Source organism: Nocardia sp. NBC_00511 (assembly GCF_045161165.1).
Classification (GTDB): domain Bacteria; phylum Actinomycetota; class Actinomycetes; order Mycobacteriales; family Mycobacteriaceae; genus Nocardia.
The window spans coordinates 1,344,827-1,364,428 of the sequence record NZ_CP107849.1 but is presented as its reverse complement, the minus strand read 5'-3'; the positions used below and the strand labels follow the sequence as shown (position 1 = coordinate 1,364,428).

Genomic DNA, 19,602 nt, shown 5'->3' with positions numbered 1-19,602 from the left:
ATCAACACGTCACGCTGAGTCCTTGCTCACGTCGACGATTTCGGCTGTCCCTCAGTACTTCTCGGGTGAATACCGGCGACAATTCGGTTCGCGACCTTGCGCATGTCGCGACGCGGAGCGTTAGCCGCAGCTACCCTGTCCGGTCCACTCCCTCAACAGCATTCGAACCGCTCAAGACGGCCGGGGGCGCGAGATTGAAACGGCGGCAGTGCGAACAGCGCTGCGGTTCCGAGGCGGCGACCCCGACATGGTGCAGCACCGCGTGGGTGGGAACGATTTCGAGATCGTAGTCGCGCAGGGTGGCGTGCCCGTCGATGATGAGCGCGTGCTCATCGGATGCGCTCGGCGGGTACAGCAGCGTGACCGCCGGGTTGACCACGATATTGCGGCAGGTCACCGGCCCGGGTGCGGCGATGCGGAAACGATCGGATTCGAGGATCGGCTGCTGGGGCGTGGTGTGCGGTCCCAGGTCACCGACGCTGACCAGAAAGGCGAGCCGGTAGCGGCTGATCACGGCCACCAGATCGGATGGGAGCTCCTTCGCACTCATTCCCCCAGAGTAGGTACGTGCGAGACCGGTCAGTGGCCGAATCGAGCACGTTTCCGCATCTTCGGAGGTGAGTTGCGGAAATATATGATTCTGCGGACCCAGCGCAGCTCATTTTCCGAGGATGCGGATTCGAGCCCCGACCATTCGGACTACCCCGATAAGTCCCCCGCCCGCAGATAGATCGGGCTCACGCCGACCTTGATATTGCCGCAGATCAGCGGTTCGGGTTCGACGGCCGGATCCTGCGGGCGCAGCCAGCCGACCTGCCATTCGGTGCCGACCAGATCGAACAGGTAGGCATCGGGGCGGCCGGGGACCGGGATCCGGCGCACCGACTTCGCGCCGTCGAGCCGAAAGGCCAACTCGGCGAACGCCTTCGCCGCCGGATGCTTGACCGGTCGCTGCGCCTCGTCGTAGCCGAAGAGCGCGAACTTCTGAAACAGCAAGGCCAGGAACGAATACGGATCCTGCGGTTGCGGGGTCTCGGGGCTGAGTTGCCAGCAGAAGGTGCGGTCGAGTCCGGATTCCAGGGCGAGGATATTGCGGATCACCAGATCGTCGGCATTGCGGTGATGCCAGGTCGCCTCGGCCTCCGGTGGGCAGCCGACCATGAACATCTGCAGGGTGAGCGGCAATTCGGACATGCGGGCGTAGAGCCGTTCCATGGCGGCGTGCACGCCCGGCGTGATGGCGCGGCCCGATTCGACATCCGCGACGCTCACCGTGTGCCACGGTTTCATCGGGTCCGCGGCGAACACGTCCCCGAGTTCGGCGAACAGTTCGGGGTACTGCACCAGCAGCGGGCCGTTGTATTCGCCCGCGACCACAGGCTTCTCATCACCCGCGGCCCGCATGGCGGCGCGGGCGTTCTCGATCATGGTCGGCACCAGATAGGGGTCGCCGTAGAGGTGGATGTCGAAGACGTCATAGCTTTCGGCAGCCGATCCCATGACGTGCAGCATGAATTCGCGCTCCGGCTCCGGAGCGTCGAGATCGGCGAACACCCCGGGCGAACACCCACCGAGTACCACCTCGGCGCGCGGGTCGGCGCTCTTCACCGCGTCGTGGAACTCCCCCAGATGCCGTGCGTACTCCTGCGCCGAATCCGCCCAGAACAGGGCATTGGATGGTTCGTTCTCGCACTGCCAGAACCTAACCCGCCCCGCGCAGTGCGCGACCAGCGCCCGCACCATGGCGGCGAACACCTCGGGTTCGTACGGTGCCGAGGCGGGCAGCCAATCGGTCGCTCGTGTCGATCCCCATGGCGAGGACGCGGTCACCGTGAACCACACCTCGCTGCCCGCGTCCACCTGTGCGAGCGCCGCATCCACCGCCGCCCAGTCGTAGCGCCCCCGCTCCGGCTCCAATTGCGACCAGTAGAAGAACACCCGCACCCCACCGGCGCTCAGCTCCCGCACCATCGGCGCGAAAGCATCCGGCCCCGCCATCAGCCCGTACTGGATCCCCCGCACGACCCGAGCCGAATCGCTGAATTCTCTGTCATGCCAGCAATGCTCGACCACGCCGCTTGCCGCGCTCTTGCATTCGGTTACGTGCCGCATGCGCGCGGTCGATGCCCGCTACACGGATTCGTCACGGAGATAGACATTCCAGATAAACGCGGCCTGTTCATGAGTGTCGACACCGCCGAAGAACGCCCGCCCCAACCCGTCATGATCAGGGTCGGAATCCCCGGTGACCTCGAGGAACCTGGGCCGGAACACCGCGAATCCGGCATCATCCGTATGCGGTCGATAAGGCACGGCGATCCGGATCGACGAACGCCGATCGGAATAGTCCACCGCGTGCACGATCAACGCATCCGTCCGCCCCCGCTCCCCGGTCAACACCCCGTCCGCCACCAGCACAGCCCGAACCCACTCCGGCCGCCCCGCATCCAACGCCGCCTCCCCCGCCGCCACATCCCCCACATCCCCCTCCGGAAACCGCACAACCGCCCTCTCATCCCCCTCGGTCACATACCCGATCAAGGGAATCAACGGCTGCGATTCGGAGAGGCTCCAAATCCCCTGTGCGGCATAGAAGCCAGCAGTCCCGGCAAGTGCATACACAGCAACAACCCTAACGGCTGAGCCTCCCCCCACCCCCGAACCAACCCCCGCGCGGCGACCACATCGTGAGACCGAGGTCGGCTTCCCCGACCCCCGAACACTATTCGCGAGGAAGTCCCGCTCCGTAATCGATCATGGTGCAAACCCTCTGGTTCGGTTGTCCCGCATTCGGACTGGCGCGAGGAGAACTTCCACCAGTCGTCGAGGTCGTCGTTGATGATCTTGAAATCGGCCATAGTCGGCAGGTGCGGACATCACGACGGCCCCGAGATGACCCGGAGCCGCTGATCTTCCGCTAGGCCGCGTTGGTCGTCGCGGTCCGCACGATTCGGGCGGCAACAGGCGGCCGAAAGGGTTGGCGGACAGGGGATGTGACGCAGGTAACGGGTTTCGAGGCGGGTGGGGCGGGAACAGCGTCGGTTGTCGCTGTTCAGTGGTCAAGGAGCGGACAGTCGCATTACTACTGAGCGGGTGCGGGACAGAGTGCAACGGAGGCGATGATGGGTGCGGACGAGACGGTGCTCGTTCCGGGTGAGACGTGCTGGCGGATCGCTCGGGCGGATCGGCTGGGGTGCATTGTCGACGCGGCCGAATACTTCCGTCACGTCAAATCCGCGATGTTGCAGGCGCGCAAGCGGATCGTGTTGATCGGGTGGGATTTCGACACCAGGATCAGATTCGAACCGCAGGGGCAGACCCTGGAAGGGCCCGATACCCTCGGTGAGTTTCTCTCGTGGCTGCCCAAGCAGCGCCCGGACCTCGATATCTATCTGCTGAAGTGGAACATCGGGGCGATCGCGGCGATCGGACGGGGGATGACGCCGGTCTTCGTGAGCAATTGGATGACCGACCGGCGGCTGCACCTCGAGATCGACGGCGCGCATCCGCTGGGTTCGGCGCATCATCAGAAGATCGTCGTGATCGACGACGCGCTGGCGTTCTGCGGCGGCATCGACATGACCGTGGATCGCTGGGACACCGGCGATCACCGCGACGACAACCACTACCGTACCGACCCGAGTGGCAACCGCTACGGGCCCTGGCACGACGCGACCACCGCCGTGGACGGCGCGGCCGCACGTGCCATGGGCGAATTGGCCCGCGCCCGATGGCAGGCCGCGACAGGTCAAGAGCTGGAACCCGTCGGCGATATCGGCAGTGCTCCTTGGCCACAGGGGCTCGAACCGACCATGCGCGCCGTCGACGTCGGCATCGCCCGGACCCTCCCGGCCCACGCCGACCGGGTCGAAACCCGCGAGATCGAAGCCTTCTACCTGGCGGCCATCGCGGCCGCCACCCGCTCGCTCTACATCGAGAGCCAATACCTGGCTTCCCGCAAGGTCGCCGAGGCGCTGGCCGCGCGACTGCGGGAACCGGAAGGCCCGGAAATCGTCGTGGTGCTGCCGCGTCACGCCGACGGCTGGCTCGAACAGCAGGCGATGGACGGCGCCCGCCGCCGGCTACTGCACCTGCTGTGGAAGGCCGACCACGGCAACCGGCTCGGCGTCTACTACCCCGTGACCGCGGGCGGCGCGCCCGTGTACGTGCACGCGAAAGTCCTGGTGATGGACGACCGCATGCTGCGCGTCGGCTCCTCCAACCTCAACAACCGTTCCATGGGCTTCGACACCGAATGCGATCTGATCGTGGAAGTCACCGACACCACGCCCGACGCCCCACAGCTACGCGAAACCATCCTCGGCATCCGCCGCCAGCTGCTGTGCGAACACCTCGGCGTCGACCCGGCCGAGTTCGACGAAACACTCTCCAGCACAGGCTCACTCGTGAAAACCGTGGAAACCCTCCGCGGCCCCGGGCGCAGCCTCGTCCGGTTCGAGCCGGACACCGTCGAGGACGAGGACAGCCCGCTCGCGGAGAACGACCTGATGGACCCCGAGCGCACGCCACCCAGCCTCTGGGATATCTCCCTGCTGCAACGCGGACTCCGCTACTTCAAGGCCTCGACAGCGCGATAGCACCCTCGGCGGGTCAGCAGGTGATGTAGCCGCCGCTGCCGATCGTGCCCGGTACGACTCGGAGCGGCACCGCGCGGCAGTTTGATCGTGGAGGTACAGCTGACAGCGATTGTGCCATCGGACAATTCGAGACGGCACGTGCGCAAGCTCGTGGGTGGGAGCGGCTGGCGCTCCCATTCCATAGACCTCCGAACGTTATTCGAGGGGAGGTCCCGCACGGCGTCGGGTGGTGCGGGTGCGCAGGTCGGTGAGGGTGGCCACGGCCAACTCACCCACATGATGGCGGGTGTTGACCTGCGGGATACCGGTCGGATCCAAGGGCGGTGGCGCGATCCAACCGGTTCGGCCCGCATGCGGTGAATCCGGTGGCATGACAACCGTTTTCCAGCCATTGGGGGTGTCGTTGACCAGTGCGTGGCAGGCATCGCAGGCCAAAGTCAGATTCTCGATATCCGTCGGGCCACCCTTGGACCAGTCGGTGATGTGATGCACCGCAGCCAAAGTCGAAGGTGCGTTGCAGCCGGGACGGGTGCAGCCGCGTTCGGCGGCGATCAACGCCAGGCGTTGTGCCGGGTTGGCCAGGCGGTGCACCTTACCCAGGTGCAAGGGCATGCCGTTGTGGTCGAAGATCGCCAGAAACGGGGTCGACTTCTCGGCCAACCGCAACGCTTCCGGAAGAGGAACGCTGCCACCGGATGCGGTGGTCGCGACACCGGCACGGGCTTCGACCTCAGCCAGGCTCATCGTGAGAATCCTCGAGACCGGAAGACCGCGATGGTCTCCCAGGCGGGCGGGGCCGCGTTCGGGGCGCAGGAATGCCACCAACGCATCGTGATTGCGTTGCGCCGTCGAACGCCGATCGCGACTTGCCGCAGCGTCGAGGACATCGCGGTCGACGTGTTCGGGGACCCACGGGCTTTCGGGATCGCACGGGTTGCACATGCCAGGTCGGGCGAGTTTGGCGAGGACGGGTTCGAGCAACTCACGCAATGTCGTGGTGATTTCACCGCTGAGCGGCGACAGGCCGTCGACACGGCACTTACCCAGCGTGACGCCGCGCCCGCGTTGGCGGTCTTCGTCATCGGTGAGGCTGCCGTCGGGGTCGAGATAGGCCAGGATGCGGTCACCGATCTTCGGGAGATCATCCGGGGTGGTGTTCGTGGCGAACTCGGCCAACTGGAACTCGACTGTCTCGCGTTGTGAGACATCGAGTTTCACCGGCAGTCGGTCCATGATCCGCCCGATGACCCGCGCATGCTCAGCTGATACCAGTCCGACCGATTGCGCGGCCGCAGTCCATGGCAGCCAGGGCGGCAGCATCTGTCCGGACACTTCGCGCATGCCGAGCAGGGTCGCGGCCCGACACCGGGCGCGTGCGTCGGCAGCACCGAGATGCAGAGTGTGTTCGAGAAAACGCGGCATCGACTTCAACCCGGATTGCGCCGGAATGCCACGCATTTCGATCTGATTGAGCACCCGATGCTGCACTGCGGCCATCCGGCGCGTGCACGATTCCAGCTCTCGCAACAGTTCCACGATCTCGGAATCCGACATCGGATCGAGGTTGTCCCCGGCAAGGAAATCCACGTCATCGGAAAGGGCCGCCACATGAATTGCGGCAGCCGCTTCGCGAATTTCCCCTCCCCGAGTCATATCACAATTCTACGCCGAAAATATCCGCCATTGAATTGAATTACATTGCGATATCAAGGTTTTCAGAATTCGGCCGTCACATAGCGGCGCACCCGCCGGTGCTGACCGGTGTTCGGTCGGCGCTCGCGGTGTCCAGGGTCGGTCGGAGTTGGTCGAGGGTCAGGGCGAAGCCGGTGTCGGACTCGTCGGAGCCGAAGACCATGCCGAGGACTCGGCCCGCCGAGTCGATGAGGGGGCCGCCGGAGTCGCCTTCACGGACCTTGCCGCGGATGGCGTAGACCTGCCGTTCGGCGGTGCCGGTGTGGTAGATGTCGGCCCAGAATTTGGTGTCGGAGCCTCGGATTCGGGCTGCGGCGGCGGTGTAGGGGCCGTTGGCCGGGTAGCCGACCACGAGTGCGTTGGCACCGTGGGTCAGAGGGGCGGGGGCCTGGGTGAGGGGTAGTTCGGTGAGGGTGGGGACGGCCAGGACCGCGATGTCGATCTTCGGGTCGAAGGCGACGACGGTCGCGGGGAGGGTGCCCGCGACAGTATCGACCGTGACCGTGCGGGTGCCCGCTACGACATGGGCGTTGGTTATGACGCGCTGCGGGGCGATCACGAAACCGGAGCCGTGCTGGATTCGTTTGCAGTCGGGGGCGGAGCCGTGCACGCGTAGCACGCGGGCTTGGACGGCTCGCGGTGTGGAGGTGGTGAGCAGGGAGGGGTCGGGTGGGTCGACGGCTACGTCGGCGACGAAGCCGACCGGCATCACCGAATCGGTGAAGCCCGAGGTGTGCAGCAGGGCAGTCAGTTCGGCGGGTGCCTCGCGCAGCCAGTCAGGTCCGAGGTCGCCGACTCCGGCCAGGATGCGGGAGCCGCGCACAGCGTCGCCGACCGGGCCCAGCGGGGTGGACAGCGGCAGGGCCAGCAGCCAGCAGGCGCACAGGACGGCGACCATGTGCACCGCCGAGCCGGTGCACGAATCCGCGACGCGCAGCGTCGGTCCGCGCAGTCGCTTGCGGACGGCGGCCGCGAGCACGAGTGCGGCGGTCTGCCCGGCCGCCACCAGACCGACCATCACCAGCACCGCGAGCAGTAGACGGGCCAGGCCGGGCCGCAGCCACGTGACCAGGTGCGGCGCAACGAGAATCCCGATGATCGCACCGGCCGCGACGCCCAGGAAGCTCAGCCCGGCGGTGACCGCCCCGCGCCGCCAGCCCTGCCACGCGGCCAGCGCGAGTAGCACGAGCAGTATCAGGTCGATCCAGAGTGAAGCGGGCACGGCATCACCCCCGGTCCGACATTCGGGTCCGGAGGTGGTCACCGGCGCGAATGTCGTTGCCTCTAGTCGAATGTTTCTACCTGGAAATGATGGCCTTCGCGAGAGTACCGACCGGACCGCACAATTGCCATGGGTTCGCCGGTGACAACAGGATTCGCCGCCCTCGCAAGAAAGCCGCGCCCTTGCGAGAATCCGCGCGCGATCACCGCGGCAGCAGGGTGACCAGCGCGTTCCGGGCAGGACTCAGACCGGTGTGCAGACGACGCGGCGGTTCCAGCTCACCGGTCGTGGGCTGGATCCGACGCTGTTCGAGGATGGCGCGGAACAGGATTCGCGCCTCGAGCAGTGCGAACGGGGCACCGAGACAGCGGTGTGAGCCGCCGCCGAAGGGCAGCCAGGTGTGACCGTTGGGTCGTTCGTCGAGGAAGCGCTCGGGGCGGAAGGACATCGGGTCCGGATAGTGCTCGGGGGATTCGTGAATCAGCAGGATCGGCAGCACGACGATGGTGCCCTTGGGAATCCGCAGTCCGTTGATCTCGGTGTCGCGCGCGGCCCGGCGACCGGTGAACGGCGACACCGGACGCACCCGCATGGTCTCGGCGACGACCGCGTCGAGGTAGGCGTCGAAGCGGGCGTCGTCCTCAGCGAGCGAGTCGAGTTCGGCCAGCACCTTCGGATGCCCGGCGAGCATGGTGGCGATCCAGCCCACGGTGATGGCGGTGGTCTCGTAGGCGCCCAGCAGGATTCCGCGCAGGTTGCGCGCCAGCGCCACATCGTCGTGCGGATCGAGTTCGGTGCCGACGTATCGCGAGAGCATGTCCTGACGGTCGACCCCGTCACCGAGCGCGGCGCGGCGGGCCGCGATCTCCTCCACCAGCAACCGGTCGACCAGCGCCTGCCCGCGCCGCAGCGGCGGATAGGGCGGGGTGTATCCGCCCAGCAGCGGGGTGAGCATGGTGGCTACCAGGAACCCCCGGCTCTCGATCGCCTCGAACCAGTGGATCACCGCCTGCCGCAACCGGTCCCGCCGAGCCACTGGCACGTCCCCGAACACCACCTCGAGCAGCACGCCCAGCGCCAGGTCATAGCCGACGCGCACGAACTCGATCGGTTCGCCGACCGGCCAGCCGGGCAGCTCGCGCTGCACCGCCGCCACCATCACGTCCTGGTAGGAGCGCACCGCCTTGTGCTGGAACGGCGGCGAGTACAGCCGACGTTCGCGCCGGTGCGCCTCGCCCTCGAGGAACACCAGGGTTTCGCGGCCGAAGAGCCGGTCATGATTGGAGACCCGCTTCAGCAGCTGCCCCACGGAGAAGTCCTCGTGATTGGTGAAAACCTCTCGCACATCGTCCATGTCGTGGGTGATCAGCATGGTCGGGAAGCCCGGCGGTGCGACGGTGAAGCGTTTGCCCAGCGCCATCAGCGGTGAGTCGTGGGTGCCGGGGCGGATCAGGCCGCCGAGTTGCGCGAGGTCGCGGGTGCGCAGCCGGGGCAGGTGGTGCAGTGATGCGGGAGCGTGTGACACGCAGTCATCCTCACCGCTGAACCGGTTACAGGCAATCGCGAAATCCGCGCCGCCGCAATGAGTGTCGGAGGAGTTGCTGCCCCCAATATTCGGGGCGCGCAGCAGCGAATTCGATCTCGCCGACCCACTGCGCGGGTGGAAGGATGGCTATATCGTGACCCCTTTCGGCCACGACGCGCCCCGGGTTGTTCCCCGTCCCGGGTAAGCGCGATCGGCCGGAGCTCGAGTTTCATCGGTTAGAGGAAGTAGTTCGTGCACAACACTTTCGTCGACACACTGTTCGCTCAGGTCGAGAACCGGCCTACCGCACTGGTCTACCGGTTCCTGGACAGCGGTGACGTCGACGGCGTCGTCCGTGACGTGACCTACGCGGAGCTCGGCCTGCGGGTGCGGGCCATCGCAACGGCACTGCGGGATGCGCTATCACACTCGGCCGCCGACGCCCCCCGCGCACTGCTGCTCTACCCCGCGGGCCCGGAGTTTGCCGAGGCTTTCCTGGGCTGTCTGGCCGCGGGCGTGGTGGCGGTGCCCGCGCCACTGCCGGAGTGGGACAACCGGTCCCTGCGGCGGCTGCGGCGCATGGTGACGCACGCCGAGGTGGACGTGGTCCTCGCCCCGCAGCGGGTGGTCGCGGATTCGGCGGCGCTGTGCGCGGAGATTCCGGAGCTGTCGGCGGTGCGCTGGCTGGCCACCGACGAACTCGCCGACGAGCTGGCCACCGGTTGGCGCGCACCGCGATTGGGACCCGATTCGGTGGCGTTCATCCAGTACACCTCCGGTTCCACCAGCGCACCGCGCGGAGTGCTGCTCACGCACGAAAACCTGCTGCACAATCAGGCGGCGCTGGCCGACGGGCTCGGGCACGACGCCTCGATCGCCGAATCCTGGGACGGCGCGCTGTTCGCCAGCTGGCTGCCGCTCTATCACGACATGGGCCTCATCGCGCCACTGCTGCACACGGTGTACCTCGGCGCGCATTCGGTGCTGATGTCGCCGCTGCACTTCCTGCAGCGACCCGAGCGCTGGCTGCGCGCGATCTCCGAGTCCCGCGCCCACACCAGCGGCGGCCCCAACTTCGCCTACGAACTCAGCGCCCGCAAGATCACCCCCGAACACCTCGACGGACTGGATCTGTCGCGCTGGCGGGTGGCGTTCAACGGGTCCGAGCCGGTGCGGCCCGCGACAATGCGGCGCTTCACCGAACGGTTCGCGCCCGCCGGATTCCGGGCCAAAGCCCATCAGCCGGTATACGGTCTGGCCGAAGCCACGCTGATCGTGTCCGCGTCGTCGACCACGGACGCGCCGGTCATCCGGCCCGCCCAGCTCGACGGCCGACCGGCCGAACTCGCCGGTGTCGGACGGCCGGTCGCGGGGATCACCGTCGAGGTCGTCGATCCGGAGCACGGGACCGTGTGCGCCGAGGGCGTCGAGGGCGAGATCTGGGTCGCCGGAAACAGCGTCGCCGCAGGATATTTCCGCGATGAGCAGGCCACCGCCGACGTGTTCGGGGCCCGGCTGCCGGGCGACGAACGCCGGTATCTGCGCACCGGCGATCTCGGATTGCGTTCCGCCGGCGAACTTTTCGTGACCGGTCGCCACAAGGATCTGCTGATCATCGACGGCCGCAACCACTATCCGCAGGACCTGGAGGCGACGGTCGAGACCGCGCACACCGGCATCCGACCCGGCTGCACCGCGGTGTTCTCCGTCGAATTGGACGCGACCGAGCAACCGGTGGTGGTGACCGAGGTGCGCGGCGAGGATCCCGACGAACTGGTCGCCATCGAGGCCGCCGTGCGCGGCGCGGTCGCCACCGAGCACGGACTGGCCCTGGCCTCGGTGCTGCTGTTGCGTCCGGGCACCATCTTCAAGACCAGCAGTGGCAAGATCCAGCGTTCGGCGTGCCGGGCGGCCTATCACTCCGGGGAACTGCTCGAGCTGCTGGCCGGTCGCCTCGCCTCGCCCGAGGACGAGCTCTACGACTTCGAAACCCCGCCTGCCGTGGCCGAATCCGACGAGGAGCCGTCCGCCGAGGCGGTGCGCGGCTGGCTGGTGACGGCGATCGCGCAGCAGGCGTCGCTGGACCCCGAGCGCATCGACGTGCACCTGCCGATGGTCGAATTCGGTTTGGGCTCACACGATCTGGTGGAGCTGGTCGTCGACCTCTCCGATTTCGTGGGCCGCTACGTCGACACCAACATGTTCTTCGACCACCCAACCATCGACGGGGTGGCGCGCGCGCTCGCGCCCGCCGCGCCGATCATGGCCGTGCAGCCGGAGGCAGCGGCGGCACCCGAAGTCGCTGTCGCGGTGGATGACACCGACGATGACGCCATCGCGATCCTGTCCATGGCCTGCCGCTTTCCGGGTGCCGCGGACTCTCCGGAGGCGCTTTGGCAACTACTGGACTCCTACAGTGACGGTCTCAGCGAGGTGCCCGAGGGCCGCTGGGACATCGACGGCCTCTACGACCCCGACACCACCGCCGTCGGCAAGGCGTACAGCTTCCGCGGTGGATATGTCGACGGCGTCGACCGTTTCGACGCCGCGTTCTTCGGCATCGGTCCGCGCGAGGCCGCGGTGATGGATCCGCAGCAGCGCATGATGCTGCAACTGGCCTGGGAGGCCATCGAGCGTTCGGGGCGCGATCCGCGCACCCTGCACGGCAGCGCGACCGGCGTGTATCTCGGCGTGTACGGCACCGGGTACCTGGCCGATCCGGCACCCGAACAGTTGAACGGCCAGGTGGGCACGGGTCTTTCGCCGAGTGTGGCGTCCGGGCGCATCTCCTACACGCTGGGCCTGCACGGTCCGGCGATCACCCTGGACACCGCGTGCTCGTCCTCGATCGTGGCCATGCATTCGGCGATGGCCGCACTGCGCTCCGGCGAATGCGATATGGCGCTGGCGGGCGGGGCGACGCTGCTGATGTCGCCGATCGCGCACATCGAACTGTGCAAGCTGGGTGTGCTGTCGCCCTCGGGCCGCTGCGCGCCGTTCTCCGCCGAGGCCGACGGGACGGTGTGGGCCGAAGGCGCGGGGCTGGTGCTGCTCAAGCGGCTCGGCGACGCGCGCCGCGACGGTGATCGGGTGCTGGCGGTGGTGCGCGGGTCGGCGGTCAACCAGGACGGCCGCAGCCAGGGATTGAGCGCGCCCAATGGTGCTGCGCAGGAACAGGTGCTGCGGTCGGCGCTGCGGGTGTCGGGGCTGTCGCCGCACGATATCGACTATGTGGAGGCGCACGGCACCGGCACCGCGCTCGGTGATCCGATCGAGGCGCGGGCGCTGGCACGGGTATTCGGTCCGGACCGCGATCCGCTGCGGCCGTTGGGAATCGGTTCGCTGAAGTCGAACGTCGGACACACGCAGGCGGCGGCGGGCGTGGGCAGCGTCATCAAGCTGGTGCTCGCACTTCAGCACGAGCGCATTCCCGCCACCTTGAACGCGAAAACACCTTCGGAGCACGTGGATTGGGCACGCAGCGGCGTGGCGGTCGCGTCGGACACGCTGCCGTGGCCGCGCGGTGAGCGGCCCCGCCGCGCCGGAGTGAGCGCCTTCGGATTGAGCGGGACCAACGCGCACCTGATTCTCGAGGAGCCGCCGCTGAACTCCACGGTCGCGCCGGAGTCCTCGGCGACCGCCGATGGCCCACTGCTGCTGCCGATTTCGGCCCGCAGCCCGCAGTCGCTACAGGGACAGGCCGAACGCCTGCTGCACGCGGTGCTCACCGACCCCGACCTCGCACCGGGCCCGGTGGCACGCGCGCTGGCCACCCAGCGGACCCGCTTCGAGCGTCGCGCCGTCGTGGTGGCGGCCGATCGCGACGAGATGCTCGGCGCGCTGCGAGATCTGGTGGACGGCAACTCCTCCCCCAATGTCGTCACCGGTGCGGGCGCGGTGCTGACCAATGCCAAGACCGCGTTCGTCTTCCCCGGCCAGGGCACGCAGTGGGTCGGCATGGCCCGCGACCTGCTCGCCGCCGATGAGGTCTACCGCGCCGAATTCGAGCAGTGCGACAAGGCTTTCCGCGCCCATACCGGCTGGTCGCTGGTGGAGCGCCTGCACGCCATGACCTTCGAGGATCTCTACAACTTCCCGGTGGTGCAGCCGCTGCTGTTCGCGACCATGGCCTCGCTGGCCGCCTCCTGGCGAGCGGCGGGGGTGGTGCCGGACGCGGTGATCGGCCACAGCATCGGCGAGGTCGCCGCGGCCTACTGCTGCGGAGCGATCGAATTGAGCGATGCCGCACGGATCATCGTCACCCGGGCGCGCCTGCTGCAGGCCATCGAGGAACCCGCCTCGATGGCCATGATCGGGCTGCCCGCCGCCGAACTGGCCCCGCGGCTGGCCGCCTACGACGGCAAGGTGTCGATCGCGGCGATCAATGTGCTGCGGTCCTCGATGGTCGCCGGTGAGCAGGCAGCGGTCGAGCAGCTGCTGGCCGACCTCGGCGGCGAGGGCATCGTGACCCGCCTGCGGTCGGCGGGTCCCGGCCTGGCCGGGCACTGCGGGCTGCTGGATTCCACCCGGGAGCGCATGCTCGCCGAGCTGGCCGACATCACCGCCGATGCGCCTGCCACACCGTGGTATTCGACCGTCACGGGTGAGCCGGTGACCGCGGCGATCGACTCCGGGTACTGGTATCGCAATACCCGCGAGACCGTGCTGTTCGCGCCCACCGTCGAGCGCATGATCGAGGACGGCTTCCGGTTCTTCGTCGAACTGGGTGTGCATCCGGCGATGTCGGCGGCCGTGGCGCAGGTGGCCGAGGAGGTCGGGCGCGAGGTGGTCTCGGTCGGCTCGCTGGTGCGCGAGCAGGACGGCCCGCTGAGCCTGGCGCGGGCGCGGGCGGCACTGCATGTGGCCGGTCACGAACTCGACTGGGACGCACTGCTTCCCGAATACGCGCCGGTGGAGCTGCCGACGTACGCCTTCGACGAGCGCCGCTTCTGGACCGAGCGGATCAGCCGCGACACCGCCTCGCTCGGACTCGCCGACGTCGATCATCCGCTGCTGGGTGCGATTGTGCCGCAACCGGATTCGGACGGAGTGCTGCTGACCGGGCGGGTGTCGCGACGACAGCAGCCGTGGGTCAGCGAGCACGCGGGTCCGGATGCCGTACTGCTGCCCGGCACGGCGCTGGTCGAGCTGGCCATTCGCGCGGGCGATGAGGTGGACTGCCCGGCGGTACGCGAACTGGTATTGCGGGCTCCGCTGCTGATACCCGAGCGCGGCAGCGTGCAGGTGCAGGCCGTGGTCGGCGCACTCGACGCGCAGGACCGCCGCAGCGTGCGCGTGTACGCCCGCGACGAACAGGATCCGGACGCGAGCTGGACGCTGCACGCCGACGGCCTGGTGGGCGAGGACACCGATCTCACACCGCCGCAGCTGGATTCGACGGTGTGGCCGCCGCACGACGCCGAGCCCGTCGATGTCGAGGCCCTGTACGCCGAGCTGTTCACGCGCGGACATCACTACGGTCCGCTGTTCCGCTCGTTGCGTGCTGCCTGGCGGCGCGGGGACGAGATCTTCGCCGATATCGAACTGCCCGAGTCCGCGCACGGCGATGCCGCGGCCTTCGGTATTCATCCCGCGCTGCTGGATTCCGCGCTGCACGCGACCGCGCTGTTCGCCGCCGACGGCGCGCACGCGCTGCTGCCGTTCGCGTGGAACGGGGTGGCGCTGTGGGCGTCGGGTGCCACCGCGCTGCGGGTCCGGCTCAGCCGGTCGGGCGTGGACAGTGTGACGCTGTCCGCGACCGACCGGTCCGGGCGGCCGGTGGTCTCGGTGGGGTCGGTGCTGTTGCGGCCGGTCGCGGCCGCGCAGTGGGATGCCGCGGCGGTCGCGCCGGGGTATCGGCGACTGTTCGAGCTGGAGTGGATCGAGCTCGCGGTGCCGAACCCGGCGCGGGCGATCACGGTGCGCGAGTGGGATTCCGCTGAGGCCGGCACCGCCGACGTCATCACTCTCACTGTCCCCCAGGGTGATTCACCGGAGCAGGTGCACGCGACCGCGCGGCGGACATTGGCGGCATTGCAGGAGGTGCTCGCCGACAGCCGATTCGAGCGGACGACGCTGCTGGTGCGGACTCGCGGAGCGGTCTGCGCGCGGCCCGGTGAGGTCCCGGATGCCGCGGGTGCGGTGGTGTGGGGTCTGGTGCGCTCGGCGCAGTCGGAGAACCCGGACCGGATCGTGCTGCTCGACACCGTCGAGGGCGAGGCGGATATCGCCGCGCTGCTCGCCACCGGCGAGTCACAGCTGGCCGTTCGCCCTGCGGCCGTGTTGATTCCACGGCTGAGGCGGGTGGCCCAGCCCACCGTGCCACCGGGCCGAGTGCGGCTCGGTGGCACGGTGCTCATCACCGGTGCCCCCGGACGACTCGGCTCGGCGCTGGCCCGGCATCTCGCGGATGCCTACGGCGTCCGGGAGCTGGTGCTGGTCAGCCGCCGCGGCATCGACGGTCCCGGTGGTGCGATGCTGCGCGACGACCTCGAAAGCCGGGGTGTGCGGGTGCGATTCGAGGCCTGCGATATCACCGACCGTGCCGCGCTGGCCCGGTTGCTGGAGGATCTGCCGCTGGCCGGGGTGATCCACGCGGCCACCGTCCTCGAGGACACCACGCTCGGCTCGCTCACGGCCGAGTCGCTGTCGCGGGTGCTGCGGCCCAAGGTCGATGCGGCACAGCATCTCCACGACCTGACCGCCGACCGCGACCTCGAGCTGTTCGTGCTGTTCTCGGCGGGCGGCGGGCTGTTCGGCACCCCCGGGCAGGCCAATTACGCGGCGGCCAACGCCTACCTCGACACCCTCGCGCTGCGCCGCCGCGCCCAGGGGCTGCCCGCGCAGGCGCTGGCCTGGGGTCCGTGGGAGGTCGATATGCACGACCACTACGGGCAGGCCGATATCCGGCGCATCGAACGCGCCGGGATCCGCCCGTTCTCGGTGCCGCAGGGCATGGCCTGCTTCGATGCCGCGCTGCGACTCGGCGACCCGATTCTGGTTCCGCTGCTGGTGGATCCGGCCATGCTGCGCCGCACGCCGAGCGTGCCACCGCTGCTGCGCGGACTGGTGCGCCGGGCCGGTAAGCGGGCGGTCGCCGATCGGGCGACCCTCACCGCGGCGGCGGGCACCCGGTTCGCCGAGCAGCTGCGCGCACTACCGCAGTCGGAGGCCATCGCGCTCGCGGTGGCGGCACTGGGCGAATGGACCGGGCAGGTGCTCGGGCACACCGGCAGTGCGACCGTCGCGACGGAGCAGACCTTCCAGAGTCTGGGTCTGGACTCGCTGATGGCGATCGAGTTGCGCAACAAAGTGCGCGAGCACACGGGGGTCGCGGTGCCGCTGGGCACCATCCTGGCCGAACAGAACCTCACCGACCTGGCCGGATTCCTGGTCGCGGAAGTGCTGCGGCAGCCCGGAACCGGCGCGGCCGATACGGTCGCCGAGGTGCCCGAGGTCGAGGTGCTGCCGGTGACCCGCGACATGATGCGGTTGCTGCGCACCGAACAGCTCGGCATTCCCAGCGCGGCGCAGACCGGTGGCGTGGCGGTGCGATTGTCGGCGCCTGTCTCGCGGGAGCTGTTGCAACGGGCCGTGATTCGGCTCGCGCACCGGCATGCCGCGCTGCGCACCACCATTCACCCGAGCGCCGAGCACGGGCGGCAGCTCGAGGTTCGGCGCACGCCGGGTGAGCTCGCGGTGTGGCGCGAAGTGGATCGAGTCGACGATGTGGTGGTGCAGCGGCACTTCCGGGAGCTGATGGCGAAGCCGTTCGATCTGGAGACCGGTCCGCTGTGGCGGTTCGAACTGCTGTCGAGTGAATCCGATGCTCCCGTACTGCTTTTCGGCGCGCATCACAGCATGAGCGATGTGCAGTCGATGCTGCTGGTCGCGGGGGAACTCGCGGCCGAGCTGTCAGGGGTGGCGCTCGAGGACGTGGTCACCAACCGCGACATCCACCAGCTGCTCGCGGCGCAACCCACACGGGACCGCGGTGAGACGCCCGGTACGCACTGGCGGGAGGTCTTCGACGGGGCTCGGCGATTGGAGCTGACGCTCGCGAATCCGCGTCCCGCACAGCGCAGCTACGGTGCGGGCGCGGTCGCGGTGACGATGCCCGCCGGGCTGCACGATCGGGTCGCGGAACGAGCCCGTGAACTCGAGATCACCCCGGCGGCCGTGTTCCTGGGCGCGCTGAGCGTGCTGCTGGCGCGGCGGCAGCGGGTGCAGCGGTTCGCGGTCGCGGTGCCGGTGGACACCCGCATGCACGCCGACGCGACGTCTGCGGTCGGGTACTTCGGTGTGCCCGTGCCGTTCCCGGCGCGTGTCACCGGCGCCGACCTGGTCGTCGATGTGCTGCGGCGCACCGGTGAGCGGCTGCGCAACCTGCTCGCGCCCGGTGCCGGTTTCGCCGAGGCGCTGGCCGCGCTGGCCGGTGCGGGACTGCATCGGGACGACGCGCCGCTGGTGGAGGTGTACTTCAACTATCTGCGCGCCAATTCCGCTGTCGCCGCGGCCGAGATCGTGCCGGTGAGCACCGGGTATTCCGATCTGGATCTGATGGTGGCGGTGCTGCCGGATACCGGGCAGGTGTGGTTCACCTACAACAGCGACATCATCGACGCGCAGTCCTGTGTCGACTTCGGCACCGAGTATCTGGCGACCGTGGCAGCGGTGACAGCGGACCCGGGTGCGCAGGCTCGGCCCGATCTCGTTGAGCAGCAGCCGGTTGCGGGGATCCGCGCGGCACTCGGCGCAACCTTCGCGCTGGGCAGGCTGCCGGAGTTGTTGACCGCGGCGTCGGCAGACAGCACGGCGATCACCGTGGCCGAAGCGCCGTATCACCAGCTGCTGGCCGGGCTGCGCGATCCGTCCGGCGTATTCACGCAGGCATCGACGTCGCTGAGCATCGTGCTGCTGCGCGCTGCCGACCTCGAACGATTCGGTGAGCTTTCGGACGATCTGCTCACCGAACTGGCGGTCGAATATCCGGCGGCCGTGCGCGAATTGGCCGAGCGCACGCGACGGCCGGTGATCGTCGGGATACTGCCGACCGCCCAGCCGCAGAATCGGCTGGCGGAATGGGAGCGGGTCGTCACCGCGGAGCTGCGCGAGATCCCCGGGGTCGCGCTGCTCGATGCGGCGGAGTGGACGCGAATCCATCCGGTGGACACGCCTTTCGACGACCGCACCGACGTCCTCGCGCATCTGCCCTTCTCCCCCGAGTTCCAGGCGGCCGTCGCGCTCACCCTGGTCTCGGTGGTGGCGGCGGTGAGCGAGCCCGCACCGAAGGTGATCGTGGTCGACGGCGACGACACCCTGTGGGGTGGGATCGCGGGCGAAATCGGTGCCGAGGCAGTGCTGTTCGACGCGCCTCGCCTGGCATTGGCTCGACGGTTGGCGCAGTGGCGGGCGGCGGGCACCCTGCTGGTGCTGCTGACCAACAACGACCCCGACACAGTGCGTGCAGTCCTCAGGAGAGACGAGAGTCCCTTGCATGCTGAGGATTTCGCGCTGATCGATGCGGGGTGGGCCGCCAAACCGGCCCGGCTCGAAGGGGTGGCGAACACGCTGGGGCTCGGCCTGGACACCTTCAGCTATCTCGACGACAACCCGGTCGAGATCGCGCGCATGCGGGCCGAGGTGCCCGAGGTGCTGTCGGTGACCTGTCCGCCCGCCGTCGAACTGGAGTCGTTCCTGACGCGCCTGTGGCCGATGACGCCCCGGGCCGCCACCGAGGAGGACCGCTCACGCGCGGAGTTCTACCGCCGTGAACGCGACCGCGACACCGCCCGGGCCGGAATCGCATTCGAGCAGTTCCTGGCCGGGCTGGAACTCGAGGTCGGCATCGAACAGCTCACCGACGCCACTGTCGAGCGCGCCCACCAGCTGGTGCGCCGCACCACCCAGTTCACCCTGGGTGCGGTCACCACCGACGACCTCGACCGGTGGCGCGCCGCCGGTGAGGTGTGGACGGCCACCGCCCGCGACCGCTTCGGCGACTACGGCCTCATCTCCGTACTCGGCCTCGAGGCCGAGGGGGACACGCTGTGGATTCGAGGCTGGCAGCTCAGCTGCCGCGCCCTCGGCCGCGGCATCGAGGACCAGCTGCTGCACTGGGTCGCCGACCGCGCCGAAGCCCTCGGCCGCACCACGATCCGCCTCATCGTCGAGCACACCCCCCGCAACGCACCCGCCCGTCAGCTGGCAACCCGCCTGCTCGGCGGTAACGCCCCGGCCGCACCGGACGGTAACCCCGTCGAACAGCGGCTGGACGTGTCGGTGTCTCCGGACCGGCTGCGCACCTTCCGATCCTGGGACGCGCGGTCCTTCGACCAGGAGGAGACCCGGTGACCGATCTCGACGCATACATGCCAACGCCCGGCACGACAACATCCGTCGACCGCCGACGCCTGGGCGAAAGCCTCGAGCGCGGCACAACCACCATGGATGTGGCCAGTCTCCTCGCTCGCGCCGGCGCCGGAACCCGTCCGGCGCCGGATTCGCAGCCTGCCCCGAGCGTTCCAGCCGGTCATAGCGTGGAGCCAGATTCGCCCACCGCAGTT

The 19,602-nt window shown here is 68.7% G+C and carries 8 protein-coding genes; 2 read left to right on the top strand and 6 right to left on the bottom strand.

Annotated elements, in window-relative coordinates; translation table 11 throughout:
• Positions 1-130: 130 nt before the first annotated feature.
• The 3 genes from OG300_RS06590 to OG300_RS06580 all read right to left on the bottom strand — a co-directional run bounded on the left by OG300_RS06590 (position 131) and on the right by OG300_RS06580 (position 2,502).
• Positions 131-550, bottom strand: a complete 420-nt coding sequence (locus tag OG300_RS06590) for a hypothetical protein (protein ID WP_405493183.1) — start codon at positions 548-550, stop codon at positions 131-133.
• Between the two features lie 149 nt (positions 551-699).
• Positions 700-2,022 (bottom strand): hypothetical protein, encoded by a 1,323-nt coding sequence (locus OG300_RS06585; RefSeq protein ID WP_405493181.1) that lies wholly within the window; start codon positions 2,020-2,022, stop codon positions 700-702.
• Between the two features lie 108 nt (positions 2,023-2,130).
• Complete coding sequence (locus tag OG300_RS06580) at positions 2,131-2,502, bottom strand: hypothetical protein (RefSeq protein ID WP_405493179.1); 372 nt, start codon at positions 2,500-2,502, stop codon at positions 2,131-2,133.
• A gap of 620 nt (positions 2,503-3,122) precedes the next feature.
• Between OG300_RS06580 and OG300_RS06575 the strand changes: the two genes are divergently transcribed.
• On the top strand, positions 3,123-4,598 hold the full coding sequence (locus OG300_RS06575; RefSeq protein WP_405493177.1) for a phospholipase D-like domain-containing protein: 1,476 nt from the start codon (positions 3,123-3,125) through the stop codon (positions 4,596-4,598).
• A 195-nt stretch (positions 4,599-4,793) separates the two neighbouring features.
• Here OG300_RS06575 and OG300_RS06570 read toward each other — a convergent pair whose 3' ends face one another.
• From OG300_RS06570 to OG300_RS06560, 3 genes are all read right to left on the bottom strand, one after another.
• Entirely contained in the window at positions 4,794-6,251 is a 1,458-nt protein-coding gene (locus OG300_RS06570) for a DUF222 domain-containing protein (protein ID WP_405493175.1), read from the bottom strand.
• 76 nt (positions 6,252-6,327) lie between these two features.
• Entirely contained in the window at positions 6,328-7,512 is a 1,185-nt protein-coding gene (locus OG300_RS06565; protein ID WP_405493173.1) for a MarP family serine protease, read from the bottom strand.
• Between the two features lie 202 nt (positions 7,513-7,714).
• Positions 7,715-9,037 (bottom strand): cytochrome P450, encoded by a 1,323-nt coding sequence (locus OG300_RS06560; protein ID WP_405493171.1) that lies wholly within the window; start codon positions 9,035-9,037, stop codon positions 7,715-7,717.
• 252 nt (positions 9,038-9,289) lie between these two features.
• Between OG300_RS06560 and OG300_RS06555 the strand changes: the two genes are divergently transcribed.
• Positions 9,290-19,390, top strand: a complete 10,101-nt coding sequence (locus OG300_RS06555; protein WP_405493168.1) for an HAD-IIIC family phosphatase — start codon at positions 9,290-9,292, stop codon at positions 19,388-19,390.
• The last annotated feature ends 212 nt before the right edge of the window (positions 19,391-19,602 follow it).

Bases quoted from the DNA above. Each gene is read 5' to 3' on its own strand.
- OG300_RS06590 (WP_405493183.1), bottom strand. From the start codon at position 550: ATGAGTGCGAAGGAGCTCCCATCCGATCTGGTGGCCGTGATCAGCCGC.
- OG300_RS06570 (WP_405493175.1), bottom strand. From the start codon at position 6,251: ATGACTCGGGGAGGGGAAATTCGCGAAGCGGCTGCCGCAATTCATGTG.
- OG300_RS06575 (WP_405493177.1), top strand. From the start codon at position 3,123: ATGGGTGCGGACGAGACGGTGCTCGTTCCGGGTGAGACGTGCTGGCGG.